Source organism: Aeromonas australiensis, assembly GCF_000819725.1.
Lineage (GTDB): Bacteria > Pseudomonadota > Gammaproteobacteria > Enterobacterales > Aeromonadaceae > Aeromonas > Aeromonas australiensis.
Map to the genome: position 1 here is coordinate 28988 of NZ_CDDH01000107.1, position 16341 is coordinate 45328.

General features: G+C 60.4%; 15 protein-coding genes and 1 pseudogene. 5 read left to right on the forward strand and 11 right to left on the reverse strand.

Features of this window, described 5'->3' with window-relative positions; translation table 11 throughout:
• The first annotated feature begins 2 nt into the window (after positions 1-2).
• On the forward strand, positions 3-506 hold the full coding sequence (locus tag BN1117_RS17555; protein ID WP_040099473.1) for a M48 family metallopeptidase: 504 nt from the start codon (positions 3-5) through the stop codon (positions 504-506).
• Between the two features lie 26 nt (positions 507-532).
• Positions 533-1378, forward strand: a complete 846-nt coding sequence (locus tag BN1117_RS17560; protein ID WP_425283272.1) for a DUF2927 domain-containing protein — start codon at positions 533-535, stop codon at positions 1376-1378.
• Between the two features lie 175 nt (positions 1379-1553).
• Here BN1117_RS17560 and BN1117_RS17565 read toward each other — a convergent pair whose 3' ends face one another.
• Positions 1554-1805 carry a DinI family protein gene (locus tag BN1117_RS17565; protein WP_040099475.1) on the reverse strand — a complete coding sequence of 84 codons (252 nt, stop codon included), beginning with the start codon at positions 1803-1805 and terminating at the stop codon, positions 1554-1556.
• 87 nt (positions 1806-1892) lie between these two features.
• The gene (locus BN1117_RS17570) at positions 1893-4319 is read right to left on the reverse strand and encodes a DNA polymerase II (RefSeq protein ID WP_040099476.1); all 2427 of its coding nucleotides are present in this window, start codon (positions 4317-4319) and stop codon (positions 1893-1895) included.
• A gap of 165 nt (positions 4320-4484) precedes the next feature.
• Between BN1117_RS17570 and BN1117_RS17575 the strand changes: the two genes are divergently transcribed.
• A complete protein-coding gene (locus BN1117_RS17575) occupies positions 4485-4979 on the forward strand; it encodes a prolyl-tRNA synthetase associated domain-containing protein (RefSeq protein WP_040099478.1) in 495 nt (164 codons plus the stop codon).
• Positions 4980-5513 carry a GNAT family N-acetyltransferase gene (locus BN1117_RS17580; protein ID WP_040099480.1) on the forward strand — a complete coding sequence of 178 codons (534 nt, stop codon included), beginning with the start codon at positions 4980-4982 and terminating at the stop codon, positions 5511-5513.
• A 60-nt stretch (positions 5514-5573) separates the two neighbouring features.
• Here BN1117_RS17580 and BN1117_RS17585 read toward each other — a convergent pair whose 3' ends face one another.
• The 4 genes from BN1117_RS17585 to BN1117_RS17600 all read right to left on the reverse strand — a co-directional run bounded on the left by BN1117_RS17585 (position 5574) and on the right by BN1117_RS17600 (position 10010).
• Complete coding sequence (locus BN1117_RS17585; protein WP_040099482.1) at positions 5574-6434, reverse strand: PA4780 family RIO1-like protein kinase; 861 nt, start codon at positions 6432-6434, stop codon at positions 5574-5576.
• A gap of 193 nt (positions 6435-6627) precedes the next feature.
• Complete coding sequence (locus tag BN1117_RS17590) at positions 6628-7623, reverse strand: LpxL/LpxP family acyltransferase (RefSeq protein ID WP_040099484.1); 996 nt, start codon at positions 7621-7623, stop codon at positions 6628-6630.
• Positions 7624-7773: 150 nt separating this feature from the next.
• Complete coding sequence (gene lpxM / locus BN1117_RS17595) at positions 7774-8763, reverse strand: lauroyl-Kdo(2)-lipid IV(A) myristoyltransferase (protein ID WP_040099500.1); 990 nt, start codon at positions 8761-8763, stop codon at positions 7774-7776.
• A gap of 254 nt (positions 8764-9017) precedes the next feature.
• A complete protein-coding gene (locus BN1117_RS17600) occupies positions 9018-10010 on the reverse strand; it encodes a TDT family transporter (protein WP_040099486.1) in 993 nt (330 codons plus the stop codon).
• Positions 10011-10112: 102 nt separating this feature from the next.
• On the opposite strand from BN1117_RS17600, the gene BN1117_RS17605 reads away from it, so the two are divergent.
• Entirely contained in the window at positions 10113-11018 is a 906-nt protein-coding gene (locus tag BN1117_RS17605) for a LysR substrate-binding domain-containing protein (protein WP_040099488.1), read from the forward strand.
• Between the two features lie 102 nt (positions 11019-11120).
• Here BN1117_RS17605 and nfo read toward each other — a convergent pair whose 3' ends face one another.
• From nfo to BN1117_RS19240, 5 genes and pseudogenes are all read right to left on the reverse strand, one after another.
• Positions 11121-11963: a deoxyribonuclease IV gene (nfo, locus tag BN1117_RS17610; protein WP_040099489.1), complete on the reverse strand. Its 843-nt coding sequence runs from the start codon at positions 11961-11963 to the stop codon at positions 11121-11123.
• A 319-nt stretch (positions 11964-12282) separates the two neighbouring features.
• Entirely contained in the window at positions 12283-12612 is a 330-nt protein-coding gene (locus BN1117_RS17620) for a YbaB/EbfC family nucleoid-associated protein (protein WP_005333445.1), read from the reverse strand.
• Between the two features lie 114 nt (positions 12613-12726).
• Entirely contained in the window at positions 12727-15288 is a 2562-nt protein-coding gene (gene dnaX, locus BN1117_RS17625; RefSeq protein ID WP_040099493.1) for a DNA polymerase III subunit gamma/tau, read from the reverse strand.
• Positions 15289-15460: 172 nt separating this feature from the next.
• Positions 15461-16006 carry an adenine phosphoribosyltransferase gene (gene apt, locus BN1117_RS17630; protein ID WP_005352403.1) on the reverse strand — a complete coding sequence of 182 codons (546 nt, stop codon included), beginning with the start codon at positions 16004-16006 and terminating at the stop codon, positions 15461-15463.
• 132 nt (positions 16007-16138) lie between these two features.
• Positions 16139-16341: pseudogene (locus BN1117_RS19240) on the reverse strand (DUF454 domain-containing protein); the annotation flags it as partial.

The following is a 16341-nucleotide window of genomic DNA, read 5'->3' on the forward strand; positions in this document are numbered from 1 at the left end:
CCATGGCGGAACTGACTTATCTGGGCGGCTATCCCGATCCCCTCAAGGCACAGGTACAGCAGCTGATTGCGGCGGGCAAGCTGGGGGAGATGCTGGCCAAACGCTACCCCGAGAGCCACCAGATCCAGAGCGACAAGGCACTGCTCGCCTACACCATGGCGCTGAAGAACCGCTACCTCAAGAGCTCTGCCCCCCTGTCAAAGGTGGTGTTCGACGGCAAAATCAACGTGATCAAGGATGCCCTTGGCCTGCACACCTATGTCAGCCGGGTGCAGGGCAGCAAGCTCAAGGCCAAGAACGAGATCCGCATCGCCGCCCTGTTCAAGGAGGCACCGCCCCCGTTTCTGAAAATGATCGTGGTGCACGAGCTGGCCCATATCAAAGAGAAGGATCACAACAAGAGCTTCTACCAGCTCTGTCAGCACATGGAGCCGGACTATCATCAACTGGAGTTTGATCTCCGGCTCTGGCTCACCTGGCGCGATATCGACAAGGCTAGCAACTAGGCTGACAACCGTTTCAAGGAGGAGACATGTCATCTGCCACCCCCCTCTTTAGCACCAAACCCTTGATTGCCAATATGGTCATTACCCGTTCCCGCCAAGCGTCACGCGGACTGCTGGCCCTGCTGCTTCTGCTCGCAGGCCACGGTGCCCGGGCCGATGAGCGCTGGCAGAGCGACGGCTATCTGACCGAGAGCTTTATGGCCATCGCCATGGAGCGGGAGTATGGTGATGCCCGGCAGACCCGTTTTACCCGCTGGCAACAGCCGATCCGGCTGCAGCTTATCAACGAGTCGGGTGACAAGCCGCTGCAGGCCGATGTGGTGAAGGTACAAGCGGCCCATCTGGCCCGCATCACCGGCCACCCCATCAGTATGGTGACCAGCAAACCCAATCTCACCCTGATCATGACCGACTACAGCAAGATGAAGAGCTGGGCCAACCGCACCATGGGAGACGATCCTGCGGTCAGGATGGCGCTCAAAGAGGGGCTCTGCCTGGCCAACTTCGTCGTCAACGGCAAGCATGAGATCGTCCGGGCCACCATCATCATTCCGGTGGATTACAGCCGCGCCAAGGGACGTTTTCTCGACTGCGTGGTGGAAGAGCTCACCCAGGTGATGGGATTGCCCAACGATTCGGACAAGGTGTTCCCCTCCATCTTCAATGACAACAGCATCGACAGTTTTCTGACCGGCCTCGATTATGTGTTGCTCAAGCTCGCCTATCATCCGGCCCTCAAACCGGGGATGAGCAGCGACGAGGTGCGCGCAGCGCTCCCCATCGCCCTCAAAGATCTGCGGACCAAGGGAGAGATCGCTCAGGCGGCGCTACGGGTACAGCAACAGAGCCTGAAGAGCTGGGCCGGGCTGTAACGGGCCAGACTCAACACAGAGCCGGAAGCCACCGAAAGCCTCTCACCACCCACAAAAAACGCAGCCACTTGGCTGCGTTTTTTGTTGTCCAAGGATCAACGGATCAGTCGCGTGCATGCCTGTTTATCCGCCGCCAACTCATCCAACGCCCGAGCTATCCACTGACAGTGCGGGATCAGGAGGCGACGTTCTCTTCCGGCATCCAGCTCTCGGCGTTCTCCCACACCTCCTGCACCATGGCTTCAGCCAGATCTTTCTCTTCCTTGCTGGCCCGGCTGACGGTCAGGGCCATGGCACTGCCCGGTGCGACCCGCACATGGATGTCGGGGAATTTTTCGCCAAGCTGCTTGAGCAGCTCCTGACGCAGCGCTTCCATGGTCGAGGTCGGGATCTGATGTTTTTTGTCGATAATGATTTCCAGGCGCATAGGGTACTTCTCCATGATGAATGACTGTATTTTTATACAGTGCATTTGGAAAGTAAAGTACGCGAGAGAGAAAGAGGCGCATGCCCGCTAAAAAAGGTCGAGTTGCTGACCGCAGATCCGATCGAACGACTCGCCGATAAAGGGGAGGATCGCATCGGCAATGGGCCGCAACTGCTTGTCTATGTAGTGCTCGTAATCGATGGCGCTGCGCCGGTACTCCAGCGGCTCTGGGCCATTGAGGGTCATCAGATAGGCGATGGAACCCCGATGCTGGTAACGTTGGGGCAGCCCGCGGCGCAGGTTCTCCTCATCGGCCAGCCGCGCCGCCCGCACATGGGGGGGCACATTCTTCTGATACTCTTCCAGCTTCTGGCGCAGCCGCTTGCGATAGACCAAGAGCTCGTCGTGCTGGCCGGCGCGAGTCTCATCCACCATGGTGCGCACATAGCTGGCGGGATCTTCATCGTGAAACACCAACTCATAGAGGTGGGTCTGAAACGCCTTGGCAAGGGGCGTCCAGTCGGTGCGTACCGATTCTAGCCCCTTGAACACCAGTTGCTCCCCCCCCTCACTGGCCTTGCCGACCAGCCCGGCATAGCGCTTCTTGCTCCCCTTCTCCAGCCCGCGGATGGTGGGCATCAGGAAGCGGCGATAGTGGGTCTCATACTGGATCTCCAGATAGCTCGGCAGGTCGAACTCCTGCTTGATCAGCGCAGCCCAGTTGTCGTTGATCATCTTGGCCAGCAGCTGACCGATCTGGTCCGCCTCATCCGGGCTGCTCTCCTTGCCAAGATGGACGAAAGTGGAGTCGGTATCACCATAGATCACCTCGAACCCCTGCGCTTCAATCCACTCTCGGGTCTGCTGCATGATGCTGTGACCGCGCAAGGTGATGGATGAGGCAAGTCGTGGATCATAGAAGCGGCAGCCTCCCGAGCCCAGCACCCCGTAGAAGGAGTTCATGATGATCTTGATGGCCTGGGAGAGTGCCTTGTTGCTGGCAGCCTTGGCCCGATCCCGCGCCGCCCACAGGGTGGCGATGAGACCCGGCAGGAAGTGCCGCTCGCGGGAAAACAGGGCGCCGCGAAAGCCCGGAATGGCGTGCTCGGGATGAGCAAGCCCCTCGATAAGTCCCATGGGGTCGATGCAGAAGGTGCGGATGATACTGGGATAGAGGCTCTTGAAATCGAGCACCAGCACATGGCGATAGAGACCGGGTTTGGAGTCCATCACATAGCCGCCGGGGCTTGCCAGCCCCCCGTCGGCCGGCAGATTGGGGGCCACGTAACCGCCACGATGCAGCCGCGGTAGGTAGAGGTTGGTAAAGGCGGCCACCGAGCCCCCCACCCGGTCCAGCTCAAGGCCGGTGAGGGAGGCGCGCTCGCTGGCAAAGGGGATCAGGTGGCAGTAGTCGAAGATCTCCCACACCAGTTTGCAATCTTCCAGGTTGTAGCGGGCCAGCGCCTCCTTGTCGGAGTGGAACAGCTCGGTGATCTTCTCCCCCCGATTGGCTACATCTTCGATATCCTTGCCGCGGCCAAGCAGTTCGCTCGCCACCGCATCCAGGCTGTAGCTGGCAAACTGCCAGGTAGCGCTTTTGAGAGTGTCGATGCCGTCCAGCACCATGCGTCCCGGGACGATGACACTGCCACTCTGGGGGTCACTGCGTGATGAGCGCCAGAAGCAGAGCTCGCGCCCCCGCCCGAGCCGCAGTCGCCGCTTGTTAAGCTCGGCGCGGCGTAGCAGCAGGCGAAAATCAAAATTAACCACGTTCCAGCCGATGACCAGATCGGGGTCGTGCTGGCTGAACCAGCGCTCCAGCGCACTCAGCAGGGCGCTCTCGTCTGCCACCCACTCGACCCGGGTGCCCCAGCTGTCGGCATCGGCTTCCGGGGTGCCTATCATGATGACCCGCGCATCCTGTTCGCTGTAGAGACCGACCGAGAAGAGGGTCCCATCCATGGCGCACTCCACGTCGAGGGACACCCAGGAGAGGGTGGGCGTCACCGCCAACGGCGCACAGCGGGCCTCATTGACTTCCCAGTAGCCCTGCTTGCCCCCCTTCTTCACCGCCCGCCCCTCGAAGCGCATGCCGGCGGTGATGAAGCGCTCCATCAGAAAACGCTCCGATAGCCGGATATCTGCCTCGAAGTGCTCCAGCCCGCGAATGAGCAGCAGCTCAATGGCACGGTGAAAAGCACTCAGGGTCGCAAAATAGCAGCCCACCACAGGGCGACCGTCGAAGGTGTGCATCGGCAGGCGGCGAAACCGCCCGCTCACCCCGGCACCTTTGAACAGTTCGGCGGCTTCTGCCATGTGGCTCTGTGGCAAAAAGAACACCGGCTCCTGCCCCGGCACCACCAGTCGCACCGGCCCCTGTGCACTCCAGAGCCACATCACGATTTCGGTGGTAGCAGGCTGCCCGTTGCGACCTCGCACATCCCGACTATGGCGGGTCAGGATAAAGCCATCCCGTGGTGGGGTGGTGGATACAGTGAGCAGAGTCGCAGTCATGAAGCGTAAAGGGCTGGCCGAGAATGGGACTATTGTACGTTCATACAGTGCCGGCTCGCAATCGTCACGCTGGCTGCGAGGAGAGAGTCAAACTGGTAAGCTCGATCCGATCGTGATGCCCGCCCATCCCGCTCTGACCACTCTTCGCCGACAAAAGGAGTCTCTGTGGCAATCTATTCCCTGCTGGATCAACTGGCCATCCCCTACCAGCGTTTCGATCATCCCCCCGTGTTTACCTGTGAGGAGGCGAGCAGGTTGCTGCCAGACCTGCCCGCGGCCAAGACCAAGAACCTCTTTTTGCGCGACCCGAAAAGCGAACGACTGTTTCTGGTAGTGACGCCGGAGGAGAGCCGGGTCGATCTCAAAAGGCTGGCAGCAATGATTGGGGTCAAACGACTTAGCTTTGGTTCCCCCGAGCGGCTCGATGCAGCACTCGGCCTTACTCCGGGTTCGGTGACCCTGCTCGCCATGGTGCGCGACAGGGAAAAATCGGTAGAGCTGGTGGTGGACGAGGCCATCTGGCAGGCCGAACAGGTGCAGTGCCATCCGCTGGTCAACACCGCTACCCTGATCGTCCGCCTCGACGACGTGCGCCGTCTGCTGACCCACCTCGGCAGGAAGGCCACCGTCATACGATTGCCTACCGTGATGACAAATTAAATGGCCAACACCACCCCACAACCCTGCTTTGCATGCTGCTCGGCCAGGCTGACAGATGCCCCGGCCTACCGCCGCTATGTCGCCGAATGCGCCGAGGACGGGCAGCCGCTCTATCAGGTAGCGCTATTTGACCCGGATGGCTGGCTACAGAGCCTGCTGGACCACGCCGAAGGGCGCAACTTGCCCAGTGGATACCTGCCGACCACCACCTATTTTGCCCTCGATGGCGAGGAGATCATCGCCACCCTTCGCCTGCGTCACAGTGACAATGAAGCAATCCACCAATGGCTGGGCCATATCGGTTACGAAACCCGCCCCTCTCGCCGTGGCGAAGGGGCCGCGACCATGCTGCTGCGCTGGGTACAACAACAGGTGCTGGCGGCGCCGGTGCTGATCAGCTGCGGCGAAGATAATCTGGTTTCCCGCAAGTTCATTACGGCCGCCGGTGGCGTGTTGCTGGGGCGGCGCTTCCATCCGGGGGATCGCAGCTGGCTGGAGATGTACCAGCTGGCCCCCTGCCCCAGCCGACCATAGCCGCAGCAGTAATAAAAAGAGCGCCCCGAAGGCGCTCTTTTTGCGAACGTGGCAGCACTGTTAGTAGCTGTCTTCCTGCTCCGCCTTCATCCGGGCCTGACGGGCATAGGCCTCCTCTTCGGCGCTCTCAATCTCCTGCAGCACCGAATCGAGATCGATGGCGGCGCGGCTCTCTTCAAAGTGACCGGTCAGCTCGCTCTCGGGGGTAAGTTTGCCATCTTCAAACAAGGCCCACATCTCCTGGGCATAACGGGTCTTGAGCAGCTCGGGGGCATACATGCCGTAGTAGTTGCGCATGTTGTTGACGTCCCGCTCCAGCATCGCCTTGGCCTGGTTGTTGGCGGCGGCATCCACCACCTGGGGCAGGTCGATGATGACCGGGCCCTGTTCATCCACCAGCACGTTGAACTCCGAGAGATCGCCGTGGATCAGGCCAGCGCAGAGCATCCGCACCACATAGCGGATCACCTGGTGGTGATCGATAACCGCCTGCTCGGGGGTGAGTGCCACATCGTTGAGGCGCGGCGCGACATGGCCATCCTCATCGGTGATAAGCTCCATCAAGAGGACGCCATCGAGGCAGACATAGGGCTGTGGCACCCGCACACCGGCCGCCGCCAGCTTGAACAGGGCGTCGACCTCGGTGTTCTGCCACACCTCTTCATGCTGTTTGCGGCCGTACTTGGAGCCCTTCTCCATGGCGCGGGCATCGCGGCTGCCCCGCACCTTGCGCCCCTCCTGATAGACCACGGCCTGCTTGAAGCTGCGCTTGGAGGCCTCTTTATAGACTTTGGCGCAGCGGATCTCGTCACCGCAGCGCACCACATAGACGTCGGCCTCTTTGCCGCTCATCAACCGGCTGACGACCTCATCGACCAGGCCGTCATCAACCAGAGGTTGGATTCGATTTGGAATTTTCATGGCCGCCCTTTTACCCTATTTCCGCTCTCGAAGATAGCTCTGTGCATGCTCACCTGCCTCTCCCTGTCATAAGAGACCCTGTTATCCCCTGTTTGCGCTGTTTTTGTCCACCCGTTCGCCTTAAAAACCACCAGCAGCAGGCCGCGCGTGAGGTCCCTGTCTCAACAAAAATGGCCCGCAAGCGGGCCACATTTCAAGGTTCGGGCGGCAAGCCCTGACGAATACGCTGAATACCCGCTTCATAGAGGCCGTCATCCCCCTCTTGATGCTCCAGGGTTTCAAAGATCTTGAGAAACCACATGTATTGCTCGGGATGACGGGCCACCTGCCTCTCCACCACCCGGTTCATGGCGTTGACATCGGCCAGCAGATCGGCGGTGGGATAAGGGTCAAACGGCGGCTCGATCTCCAGCAGATAGCGCCCCTCATCCTCATCATAGCTGGCGAAGATGGGCACGGCTCTGGCGCCAGTCAGCTTCACCAGCTTGGGCAGCGCGGGCAGAGTTGCCTTGGGGCGGCCAAAGAAGGGTACAAACACGCTCGCCTCGCGGCCGTGATCCTGATCCGGTAGATAGAAGAAACTGGCACCGGCACGGATCGACTTGATCGCCGGTTTGATGCCGGCGCTGCGCTCATAGACCTTGCCTGCTTTGGCCCGCTCGCGGTTGATGTACCAGTCGAACACCTCATCTTTCGGGCTCTTCATCATGGTGCACATCTCGATGCCCATCATGGAGAAGTAGCGACCAATCATGTCGACCGCCCAGGTGTGAGGCACCACCAGGATCACCGGGCGGCCCGCAGCCTGCTCCGCCTGCACATGCTCCCAGCCGGTGACCTTGATGCGGCGGGTCAGCCGCGCCTTGCTGCGCCAGCTGAGCTCGCCAAAGCCCATAAAGGTCTTGAGCCCGACCCGGATCGATTTGAGCAGCAGCGCCTGCCGGGCGGTGCTATCCAGCTCGGGAAAGCAGATCTTGAGGTTGGTATCGGCGATATAGGCCTGCTTTTTCGAAAAACGCAGCAGGGGCGGTGAGACAAGATTGGCAACGCGATCTCGCAGCCTCGCCGGGATAAATGCCAGTAGGGAGAGCAGGCCCAGCGCGCACCAGCTGCCCCACCATTTAGGATGCAGCAGGCGAGTATGAAATGAGGTATCAAATACCGGATCTAACGGGGACATGGCAGCCATCAAGTCATCAAAAACAAACGGTTATTGTAGTTATCCTGACATTTTTTTCTACCCTGTGCAGGCTCGCTGCCGACCAACAAAACACAGATCAGACGAGTTATCATAAAAAATGGCCCACCAGGGGCCATTTCAATCAATTCAGATTCAGGATCAGCCGTGAGGCGACAACCCCTTGCGGATCCGACGTATTCCCTCTTCATAGAGACCATCCGGCCCCTCCTGATCCTGACGGGTATCGAAGATCTTGAGGAACCACATGTACTGGTCCGGATGGCGCGTCAGCTGCTGCTGCACCATGTCGTTCATCCGACAGGTATCCGCCATCACATCCGCGGTAGGATAGTTGTCAAACGGTGCCTCAATCTCCAACCGGTAGCAATGGTTCGCTTCGTCATAGCAGGCAAGCAGCGGCACCGCCTTGGCACCACTCACCTCTACCAGACGGGGCAAGGCTGGCAGGGTCGCCTTGGGGTAGCCAAAGAAGGGGGCAAAGATGCTCTTCTCGCGGCCATGATCCTGATCCGGCAGGTAGAAGAAACTGCGACCACTCTTGATGGTTCTGATCACCGCCTTGATCCCGGCGCTACGCTCATAGACACGGCAACCGTTGTTGGCCCGCGCCCGATTGAGGTGCCAGTCAAACACCGGATTGCGCGCCCGTTTCATCATGGTGCACATGGGCACCCCACGCTGGGTAAAGCAGTACCCGGCGGCATCCACCGGCCAGGTATGGGGCACCACCAGGATCACCGGACGACCGGCAGCGTGTTCAGCCTCGATATGCTCCCAACCTATTACCTGCATTCGGCTCATCAGATAACGCTGGCTGCGCATGGTGAACTCGCCAAATCCCAGCAGACTTTTGAGGCCGATCCGGATCGAGCTCAGTGCAATGGCATCACGCTCTTCCGGGCTCTTGTCCGGGAAGCAGATCTCCAGGTTGGTTCTGGCGATATAAACCTGTTTTTTCGAGATACGAAACACCAGTGGTGCCAAGGCTTCGGCCAACCGGTCGCGCAATCGCACCGGCACAAAGGCCAGCAGCATCAGCACACCGAGTGCCAGCCAGCTGAACCAGTAGCGGGGATGCAGAAAACGGGTTTCAAAAGAGGAGTCAAATACGGGATCTTGGGACGACATGTATTGGGGTCGAGCGAAAAAGTGGTGCTGCATTGTAGACGTCCTGACAGGTAATACCAGTTAAATCCATGGCAAATAGCCCGCCACTGGCACAACAGCAACAAACCATCAAAAAATACCCCGCACAGCGGGGCATCTTGCTCGTTACACAACCAGGGTGGGGATCTTTGTCCATCCATCGTATGACTGGTCGTTTATCCCGTCGCTCTCGGAGCGCACTGCTTATCCATTTCCCGATGTCACATCATCAAGATTTAACGGTGAGCACCCTGGTGGGCCATGCCGTTGTTCACTTCGGCATTACGCTGCGGCAGAAAAAACATCAGGTAACGCAGTGCTACATACCCGACGATCACGGTAGCAACCCCCAGCTCGAACTGGGCCAGCACTCTGATCTGCTCGGCGTAGTGACTGCCTTGGGCAAACCCTTCCACCAGATGAGCCACTTTGAACAGAGCGGTGGCACCGATCACCAGCGGGAAGGTGAAGGCGGCATAACCGGGCGAGAAGGGCAGACGCAGCAGCTTGATGAAGGCCAGATAGATGATACCGGTCATCAGGATGGCGATCCCCAGCAGCACGGCCACCAGCAGCAGTGACGGCTCGTCATTGACGGTCAGGTAACCGGCCAGAGAGAGGCTGGCAGGGGCCGCCAGAATGGCGATGGTCGGTTTGGCGGCATCCGGCACTTCATGGCTGAAGATCAGGCGATAGAGCATCAGCGGCAGCATCAGGCCGTAGCAGGTGATCCCGAACCAGAGCAGGCCGTTGGCCAGCGGGGCAAACTGACCGCCCGGGAAGGCGACGTCAGCCACGATGATCCCCACCGGCGGCACGAACCAGCTCGGCACCATGTGGTGGATCTCAAACTCTTTGGCGCGATGCCAGATAAAGGTGGCCAGGAACAGCAGGTGAACTGCCACGGCAAACAGCCAGAGTGCCTCGCCCGCTTGCGGCGCAATCATACCCAGCGCTTTGGAGACCACCATGGTGCCCATGGCATAGGTCGGAACCACACTGCCCACCACGGGGTGAGCGAGATCCTGCAACAGCAGGCGGGGGTGAAGCAGAAACTTGAAGGTCAGGATCACCAGCAGCACGGCCGCAATGGCAGCGCCCAGCAGTTGCATCCGGCCATCGAAGTGACCGGCATTTTCCCAACACCAACCAAGGCTGGCGATGCCCAGCGCCAGACCCGCCATGGGGGTTGGCGCGGCAGCCAGTGATTTACGGGTTCTTGCGATCATGATGACACCTTTCTATTGATGACTATGGCGATAGGATAATGGCCCCTTATCGTTTACGATATCTAAATGAATTAAATCAATCATTCAGGAAAACCAAACACGATGAAACTGACCCTGCAGCAGCTGAAAGTGTTCGCCACCATTGCCCGCTACGGCAACCTTGGCCTTGCCGCCAACGAGCTCTGCCTGAGCAAAGGGGCAGTCTCCCAGTCGCTGCAGGAGCTGGAGCGCCAGCTCTCCACCCCGCTGTTTGACCGTATTCACCCCAGATTGCAGCTCAACAACGAGGGGCGCCTGCTGCAACCGGCCGCCGAAGAGCTGCTGACCCGGATGCTGGATATCGAGAACCTGTTTCGCCCCGATGCCGAACCGAGTGGCCAGCTGCGCCTTGGCGCCAGCCAGACCATCGGCAACTACCTGCTGCCGACCCTGCTCGCCAGCAGCAAACAGGAGCTGGGGCTCCCCCCCAAGGTGACCATCAACAACACTCAACTGCTCTGCCATGCGCTGGCCAACTTCGAGCTGGATATGGCACTGATCGAGGGGGAGAACCACCACCCCGACCTGCTTGCCGAACCCTGGCTGCAGGACGAGATGCTGGTGGTGGCCCCACCCGGCCACCCACTTGCCAGCAAGAAGGAGCTCTCCCTCTCCCGACTGGGGGGCGAGACCTGGGTATTGCGTGAAGCGCAATCGGGCAGCCGCGAGCAGTTTATCCAGCAGATCCAGCCAAAACTGCCCCGCTGGCAACCAGGGCTTGAACTCAACACCCTGGAGGCGGTGATGCTGGCGGTGGAGAAGGGACTGGGTATCTCCTTTATCTCCCGGCTGGCCGTCTCCGACCGGCTCAAAGATGGACGACTGGTCGCCCTGCCCCTCTCCCGCCGCTTCCCACGCCAGCTCTCCCTGATCTGGCACAAGCAGAAGTACCACTCCACCTCCCTGCGCCACTTTATCCACTTCTGCCGGGCTCAGATGAAGGATGCCGGAGTGTTCAACGCGGATTAATGCACAATCATAACACCGCAGACAAACCGTCCCCCCCACGGCTGAAAGGCACAAAGCAGAGAGGGAGCCACGGCTCCCTCTCCTTGATCCGCTTGTTCGGTATCACTGCGCCAGACTGCGCAACCAGCTGATCTCCTCGCCCCAGATGGACTCGTCTATGGTCTCGAGGATCAGCGGAATCCGATCGAAGCGATCATCATTCATGATGTGGTGGAATACCGCCTCTCCCAGATTGCCCTCCCGCAAGCTGTGGTGGCGGTCAACCCGGCTACCGAAGGTGCACTTGGCGCCGTTGATATGCATCCCCTTGAGATAGTGAAAACCCACCGTGCGGTCGAACTCGGCAAAGACGGCAGCGCAGCTCTCGGCGGTGCGCAGATCGTAGCCGGCGGCAAAGGCGTGGCAGGTATCGAAACAGATCCCGACCCGGCTCTTGTCCTCCACCCCCTCGATAATGGTGGCGAGGTGCTCGAACGACCAGCCGAGGTTGGTCCCCTGCCCGGCGGTATTCTCAATGACCGCCGTCACCCCTTGACTGCGCTCCTGCGCCCAGTTGATGGACTCGCTCACCAGCTTGAGGCTGGCCGCCTCGGGTATTTGCTTGAGATGGCTACCGGGGTGGAAGTTGAGATAACAGAGCCCCAACTGCTCGCAGCGCTTCATCTCGTCGAGAAACGCATCGCGGGATTTGGCCAAACCGTCGGGATCCGGGTGGCCCAGATTGATGAGGTAACTGTCGTGGGGCAGGATCTGCTGTGGCAGAAAACCGGCCTTGTCACAGGCCGCCTTGAAGGCGCGGATGGTGGCATCCGACAAGGGGGCCGCCTGCCACTGACGTTGATTCTTGGTAAAGAGGGCAAACGCGTTGGCCCCGATGGCCTGGGCGCGGGCGATGGTATTCTCCACCCCGCCGGCCGCACTGACGTGGGCTCCGATATATTTCATACAATCTCCTCAATACGGCAAGCGGCTATTATGCCGCTCCCGCCCGGCCACGCCAAACCGGGATATCCGATAGCGGGTATCGACAAATAACGCCGCCTTAGCGAGGTGCTGCGTTTCATGGCGCAATCGGCCTGCGCAGTAGCAACCTCTCCCCAGAAGGGATGATTAGAGCTCGTCCACGCCAGCATGGCGCCCATAAAAAAAACGCAGCGTATCGCCTGAGCGATAACGGCTGCGTCTTTGGCTCTCTCGGCCGTCCCCCTTGCCCTTGCCAGAATGGCTAGCGACAAGGGAGCAAGAATGCGCGGGGAGAGTCGCCTTAGAACGGCATCTTGAAGCCTGGCGGCAGTTGCATGCCACCGGTCAGTTCGCCCATCTTGGCCTTGTTCTGCTCTTCCACACGGCGCACGGCATCGTTGCAAGCGGCGGCAACCAGATCTTCCAGCAGCTCCTTGTCATCTTCCATCAGGGAGGGGTCGATCTCGATGCGACGGACGCTGTGGCTACCGGTCATGGTGACCTTGACCATGCCAGCACCGGCTTCACCGGTCACTTCCATCTGAGCCAGCTGCTCCTGCGCCTTCTGCATACGCTCTTGCATCTGTTGGGCCTGTTTCATCAGGTTCCCCATTCCACCTTTACCAAACATATGTCGTCTCTCGTCTTGAAATCCGGCATCCAGCGCCGGGCTGTGGGCTTGTCTGTCCTAGATGGGGACAGCCAAACTGCTTTTCAACCGGAAGCGAGCTCCCGGCCACGGAATTTAGCGGTTGAGGGGCTCGATGCTCTCGTGATGAAGCACGGCACCAAACCGCTGAACTAAAAACTGCACGTTGGGATCCTGCTCCAGATCTCGGGTCACCTGCTCGCGCACCCCGAGATAAAGGCGATGCTCGATCTCGAGGGGGGTCTCCTTGTCAGGCACCACACCGAGCGTTACCTCGACCTGCACCGGTTGTCCCAACGCTGGCCCGATGATCTCGGCCAGATCGGCGCGCGCCTTGTCGCTCACCAAATGGCGCTGCTCGGGCTTGAGGGTCAACAGTACCTTGTCCCCTTCCCGCGTCATCACCGAGTTGATGGCGAGCTGGCGCAACCGGCCACCCACCTGGGTGTGGGCAATCAACTCGGCCCAAGCATCGCCGCAACCATTGAGCAGCGAGGAGGGGATAAGGCGGGTCACCTCTCCCTCTTGCGGTTCGTTATCGCTTTCGAGCTCATCCCAATCGATGGTCTCCATCACCGGCTGAGCAGGTTCACTCTGCATCAGGGGAGCCACAGCCACCGCCGTGGTGGCAACGGGCGGCTGGGTCGCAGGTGCTGGCGTCACTGCAGGCGCCGCAGCGCTGCGCTCACCGGGTCGATAGCTCGGCTGCCCGTCGAGATCCCAGGGTGGCAGATCGGTTGGCTGGGCCGGTGCCGTGACGGGGGCGTGACTCATCGCCGGAGCCTGCTCGGCAAAGCCCGGATCCGCGAAGCCCTGATTGAGGTACTCTTCGTATGCCCCGCTGTCACCCTGCAGCTCGTAACCGTCGCCATAGAGATCCAGTGGCGGCAGTTCATCATAGTGACCCATCGTCGCCATCCCCTGCCCGGCCGGTTGGCTGACCGAGGCTGGCTGTTGGGTGACGACCGGTGCAGCTGCGGGCGCGACAGGGCGAGCAGGCGCAACCGGCACCGCGCGCGGTGCGGGCGCCGCCGGGGCATCCTGACCACGCTGGCGGCTGCGCAGCATGTTTCGCTTGCCAAGCAGGCTCTGCATGCTCGATACCGCTGATACCGGCTCAGCCGCGGCAACCGGCGTTGCTGTCGCTTCGAGTGCCTGCTCGAAGGGGGCGGTCTGCGGCTCACCACGGGCATAGTCGTTATCGACCGCGGCATGCTTGCCATCATCCGCAGGCTGTGCGGCTGAGTGCGCAGACACATCGGGCTGCGCATGGGTCAACGCGGGCTCGGGTTGATATCCCATACCCGCAGCTTCGCGCAGCAACTCATCCTGCTGGCTGAACAGCTCGGCGGCTTGCGCCTCCTCCTCGCTGTTGGCAGCGTTAGCAGTATCATCCACCATCGCAGGCTGGGAGGCATCAACCGCTGGCACGGCGCCGCTGATCGGTGCCACTGCGGCCGATTCAGCGGCCGGGCGCTTTCCCGGCAAGGTGCCAACCGGCGTGGCGCTGCTCGCCACACTGCTCGTCATTGACGGAGGCAACACGGTGAGACTGGCCGGATGCAGGGCATCGCGCCGTGGGGAGAAGGCGAGCATCCGCAGGCAGGTCATCTCCAGCGCGGTGCGGCCATCGGGAGCCCAGGGCAGATCTTTACGGCCACCCAGCACAATCTGGTAGCAAAGCTGCACCTCTTCCGGGCTCATCGCCTTGGCCAGTTGCAGCAGGGAATCAGCATCCGCCCCCTGCTCCTGCACACTGGCAGGCAGCAGCTGCGCCATGGCGATGCGATGGAGCAAGCCTTCCAGCTCGGCGTGGAGCTGATCAAAATCGGGGCCCAGGGTAGCGATCTCGGTGATCTTGGCCATGGTCGCGGGGGCATCTTGCCGCAAGATGGCCTCCAGCAGCTGGTGCAGATGATGGTGATCGAGGGTGCCCAGCATCGCCAGCACGCTCTCAAGGCGCACGCTACCATTGCCGTGGGCCAGCGCCTGATCGGTCAGGCTCAGGGCATCGCGCATACTGCCGTCAGCGGCTTTGGCCAAAGCCAGCAGGGCGCGTGGCTCGAAGGGCTGCCCCTCCTGATCCAGCACCCATTCGAGCTGCTTGGCGATCTGGCTCTGATCCAGACTCTTCAGATGAAACTGCAGGCAGCGCGAGAGGATGGTAATGGGCAGCTTCTGCGGATCCGTGGTGGCCAGCAGAAACTTCACATAGGGGGGCGGCTCTTCCAGGGTTTTGAGCAGCGCGTTGAAGCTGTGGCGCGACAACATGTGCACTTCATCGATAAGGTAGACCTTGAAGCGGCCACGGGCCGGGCGGTACTGCACGTTGTCGAGCAGCTCGCGGGTATCTTCCACCTTGGTGCGGGACGCCGCGTCAATCTCCAGCAGGTCGACAAAGTTGCCCTGATCGATCTCGCGGCAGGTATCGCAGACGCCACACGGATGGCTGCTGATCCCCTGCTCGCAGTTGAGGCTCTTGGCCAGAATACGGGCGATGGTGGTCTTGCCGACCCCGCGGGTACCGCTCAGCAGATAGGCGTGATGCAGCCGTCCCTGATCCAGGGCGTTGGTCAAGGCGGTCAGCACATGTTGCTGGCCTACCACTTGTTCAAACGTATGGGGGCGCCATTTACGCGCCAGAACCTGATAGCTCATAAATCCATCATGCAGGGAAGACAGGGCATTGAGGCCGGATGCTAACACAAATGGCGGGCTGGCTGTATCGGCTATCGGTCAGAGCGGGAGGGATCGCTTGCTTTTCAAACCGATGCCCGCAAGGGCACCGGTTCAACGCAGGCCCGATGCAGAGGATCGGGCCGAAGAGGCATTACTCGCCGGCCAGCTCGACCAGTGAGACCACCTTGATGCCAGCGGCAGTCAGACGGGCATCGCCGCCCAGAGACGGCAGGGAGATGATAAAAGCCGCATCGGCAACTTCACCACCGGCGCGGCGGATCAGCTTGACGGTCGCATCAACGGTACCGCCGGTTGCCAGCAGATCGTCCACTACCAGCACCTTGTCACCGGGCACGATGGCATCGGTGTGCAGTTGCAGGGTATCGGTGCCGTACTCGAGGGCATAGGACTCCTCGATCACTTCGCGCGGCAGCTTGCCCGGCTTGCGGACCGGCACGAAGCCCAGCCCCATGGCATAGGCAACCGGCGCGCCAAAGATGAAGCCGCGAGCCTCGGTACCAACAATCTTGGTGATCCCTTGATCACGATAGTGATTGGCCAGCAGATCGATGGTGGCCTTGAAGGCCTCGGCGTTCTCGATCAGGCTGGTGATGTCACGAAACAGAATGCCCGGCTTTGGATAGTCGGGAATGGTCTTGATGCTTGCTTCGATAAATTTCAGGGTTTCCGGATTCATGTGTTGACCGCTTATTTTTTGACCCAGGGTGGCCAGTTTTCTCAATTCCCGTCTGCGGGAAATAAAAAAAGCCTGTCACGCAAAAATGACAGGCCGACTCCATAGCATTATTGCTGCAATAGCTTAGGGACTTCACTTCGCCATTGCAACTGACTCCAGCACCGGCAGACGCATTAACCAGGTGAGCAGGATCACCATTATGACCACCAGCAATCCCTTTACCCAGAGCAGTGGCACCACCGCCAGCGACACCGAGAAAGTGAGCAAAATGAAGATAATGGCGCGCCGTCTGGCCTGACGACGAATACCGCGATACTGCTGCCGACTACCCCCTT

What these genes read in the sequence shown, in the direction of transcription:
- BN1117_RS17555 (WP_040099473.1), top strand. Translation starts at nt 3, where the DNA reads ATGGCGGAACTGACTTATCTGGGCGGCTATCCCGATCCCCTCAAGGCA.
- BN1117_RS17560 (WP_425283272.1), top strand. Translation starts at nt 533, where the DNA reads ATGTCATCTGCCACCCCCCTCTTTAGCACCAAACCCTTGATTGCCAAT.
- BN1117_RS17565 (WP_040099475.1), bottom strand. Translation starts at nt 1,805, where the DNA reads ATGCGCCTGGAAATCATTATCGACAAAAAACATCAGATCCCGACCTCG.
- BN1117_RS17570 (WP_040099476.1), bottom strand. Translation starts at nt 4,319, where the DNA reads ATGACTGCGACTCTGCTCACTGTATCCACCACCCCACCACGGGATGGC.
- BN1117_RS17580 (WP_040099480.1), top strand. Translation starts at nt 4,980, where the DNA reads ATGGCCAACACCACCCCACAACCCTGCTTTGCATGCTGCTCGGCCAGG.
- BN1117_RS17585 (WP_040099482.1), bottom strand. Translation starts at nt 6,434, where the DNA reads ATGAAAATTCCAAATCGAATCCAACCTCTGGTTGATGACGGCCTGGTC.
- BN1117_RS17590 (WP_040099484.1), bottom strand. Translation starts at nt 7,623, where the DNA reads ATGGCTGCCATGTCCCCGTTAGATCCGGTATTTGATACCTCATTTCAT.
- lpxM (WP_040099500.1), bottom strand. Translation starts at nt 8,763, where the DNA reads ATGTCGTCCCAAGATCCCGTATTTGACTCCTCTTTTGAAACCCGTTTT.
- BN1117_RS17600 (WP_040099486.1), bottom strand. Translation starts at nt 10,010, where the DNA reads ATGATCGCAAGAACCCGTAAATCACTGGCTGCCGCGCCAACCCCCATG.
- BN1117_RS17605 (WP_040099488.1), top strand. Translation starts at nt 10,113, where the DNA reads ATGAAACTGACCCTGCAGCAGCTGAAAGTGTTCGCCACCATTGCCCGC.
- nfo (WP_040099489.1), bottom strand. Translation starts at nt 11,963, where the DNA reads ATGAAATATATCGGAGCCCACGTCAGTGCGGCCGGCGGGGTGGAGAAT.
- BN1117_RS17620 (WP_005333445.1), bottom strand. Translation starts at nt 12,612, where the DNA reads ATGTTTGGTAAAGGTGGAATGGGGAACCTGATGAAACAGGCCCAACAG.
- dnaX (WP_040099493.1), bottom strand. Translation starts at nt 15,288, where the DNA reads ATGAGCTATCAGGTTCTGGCGCGTAAATGGCGCCCCCATACGTTTGAA.
- apt (WP_005352403.1), bottom strand. Translation starts at nt 16,006, where the DNA reads ATGAATCCGGAAACCCTGAAATTTATCGAAGCAAGCATCAAGACCATT.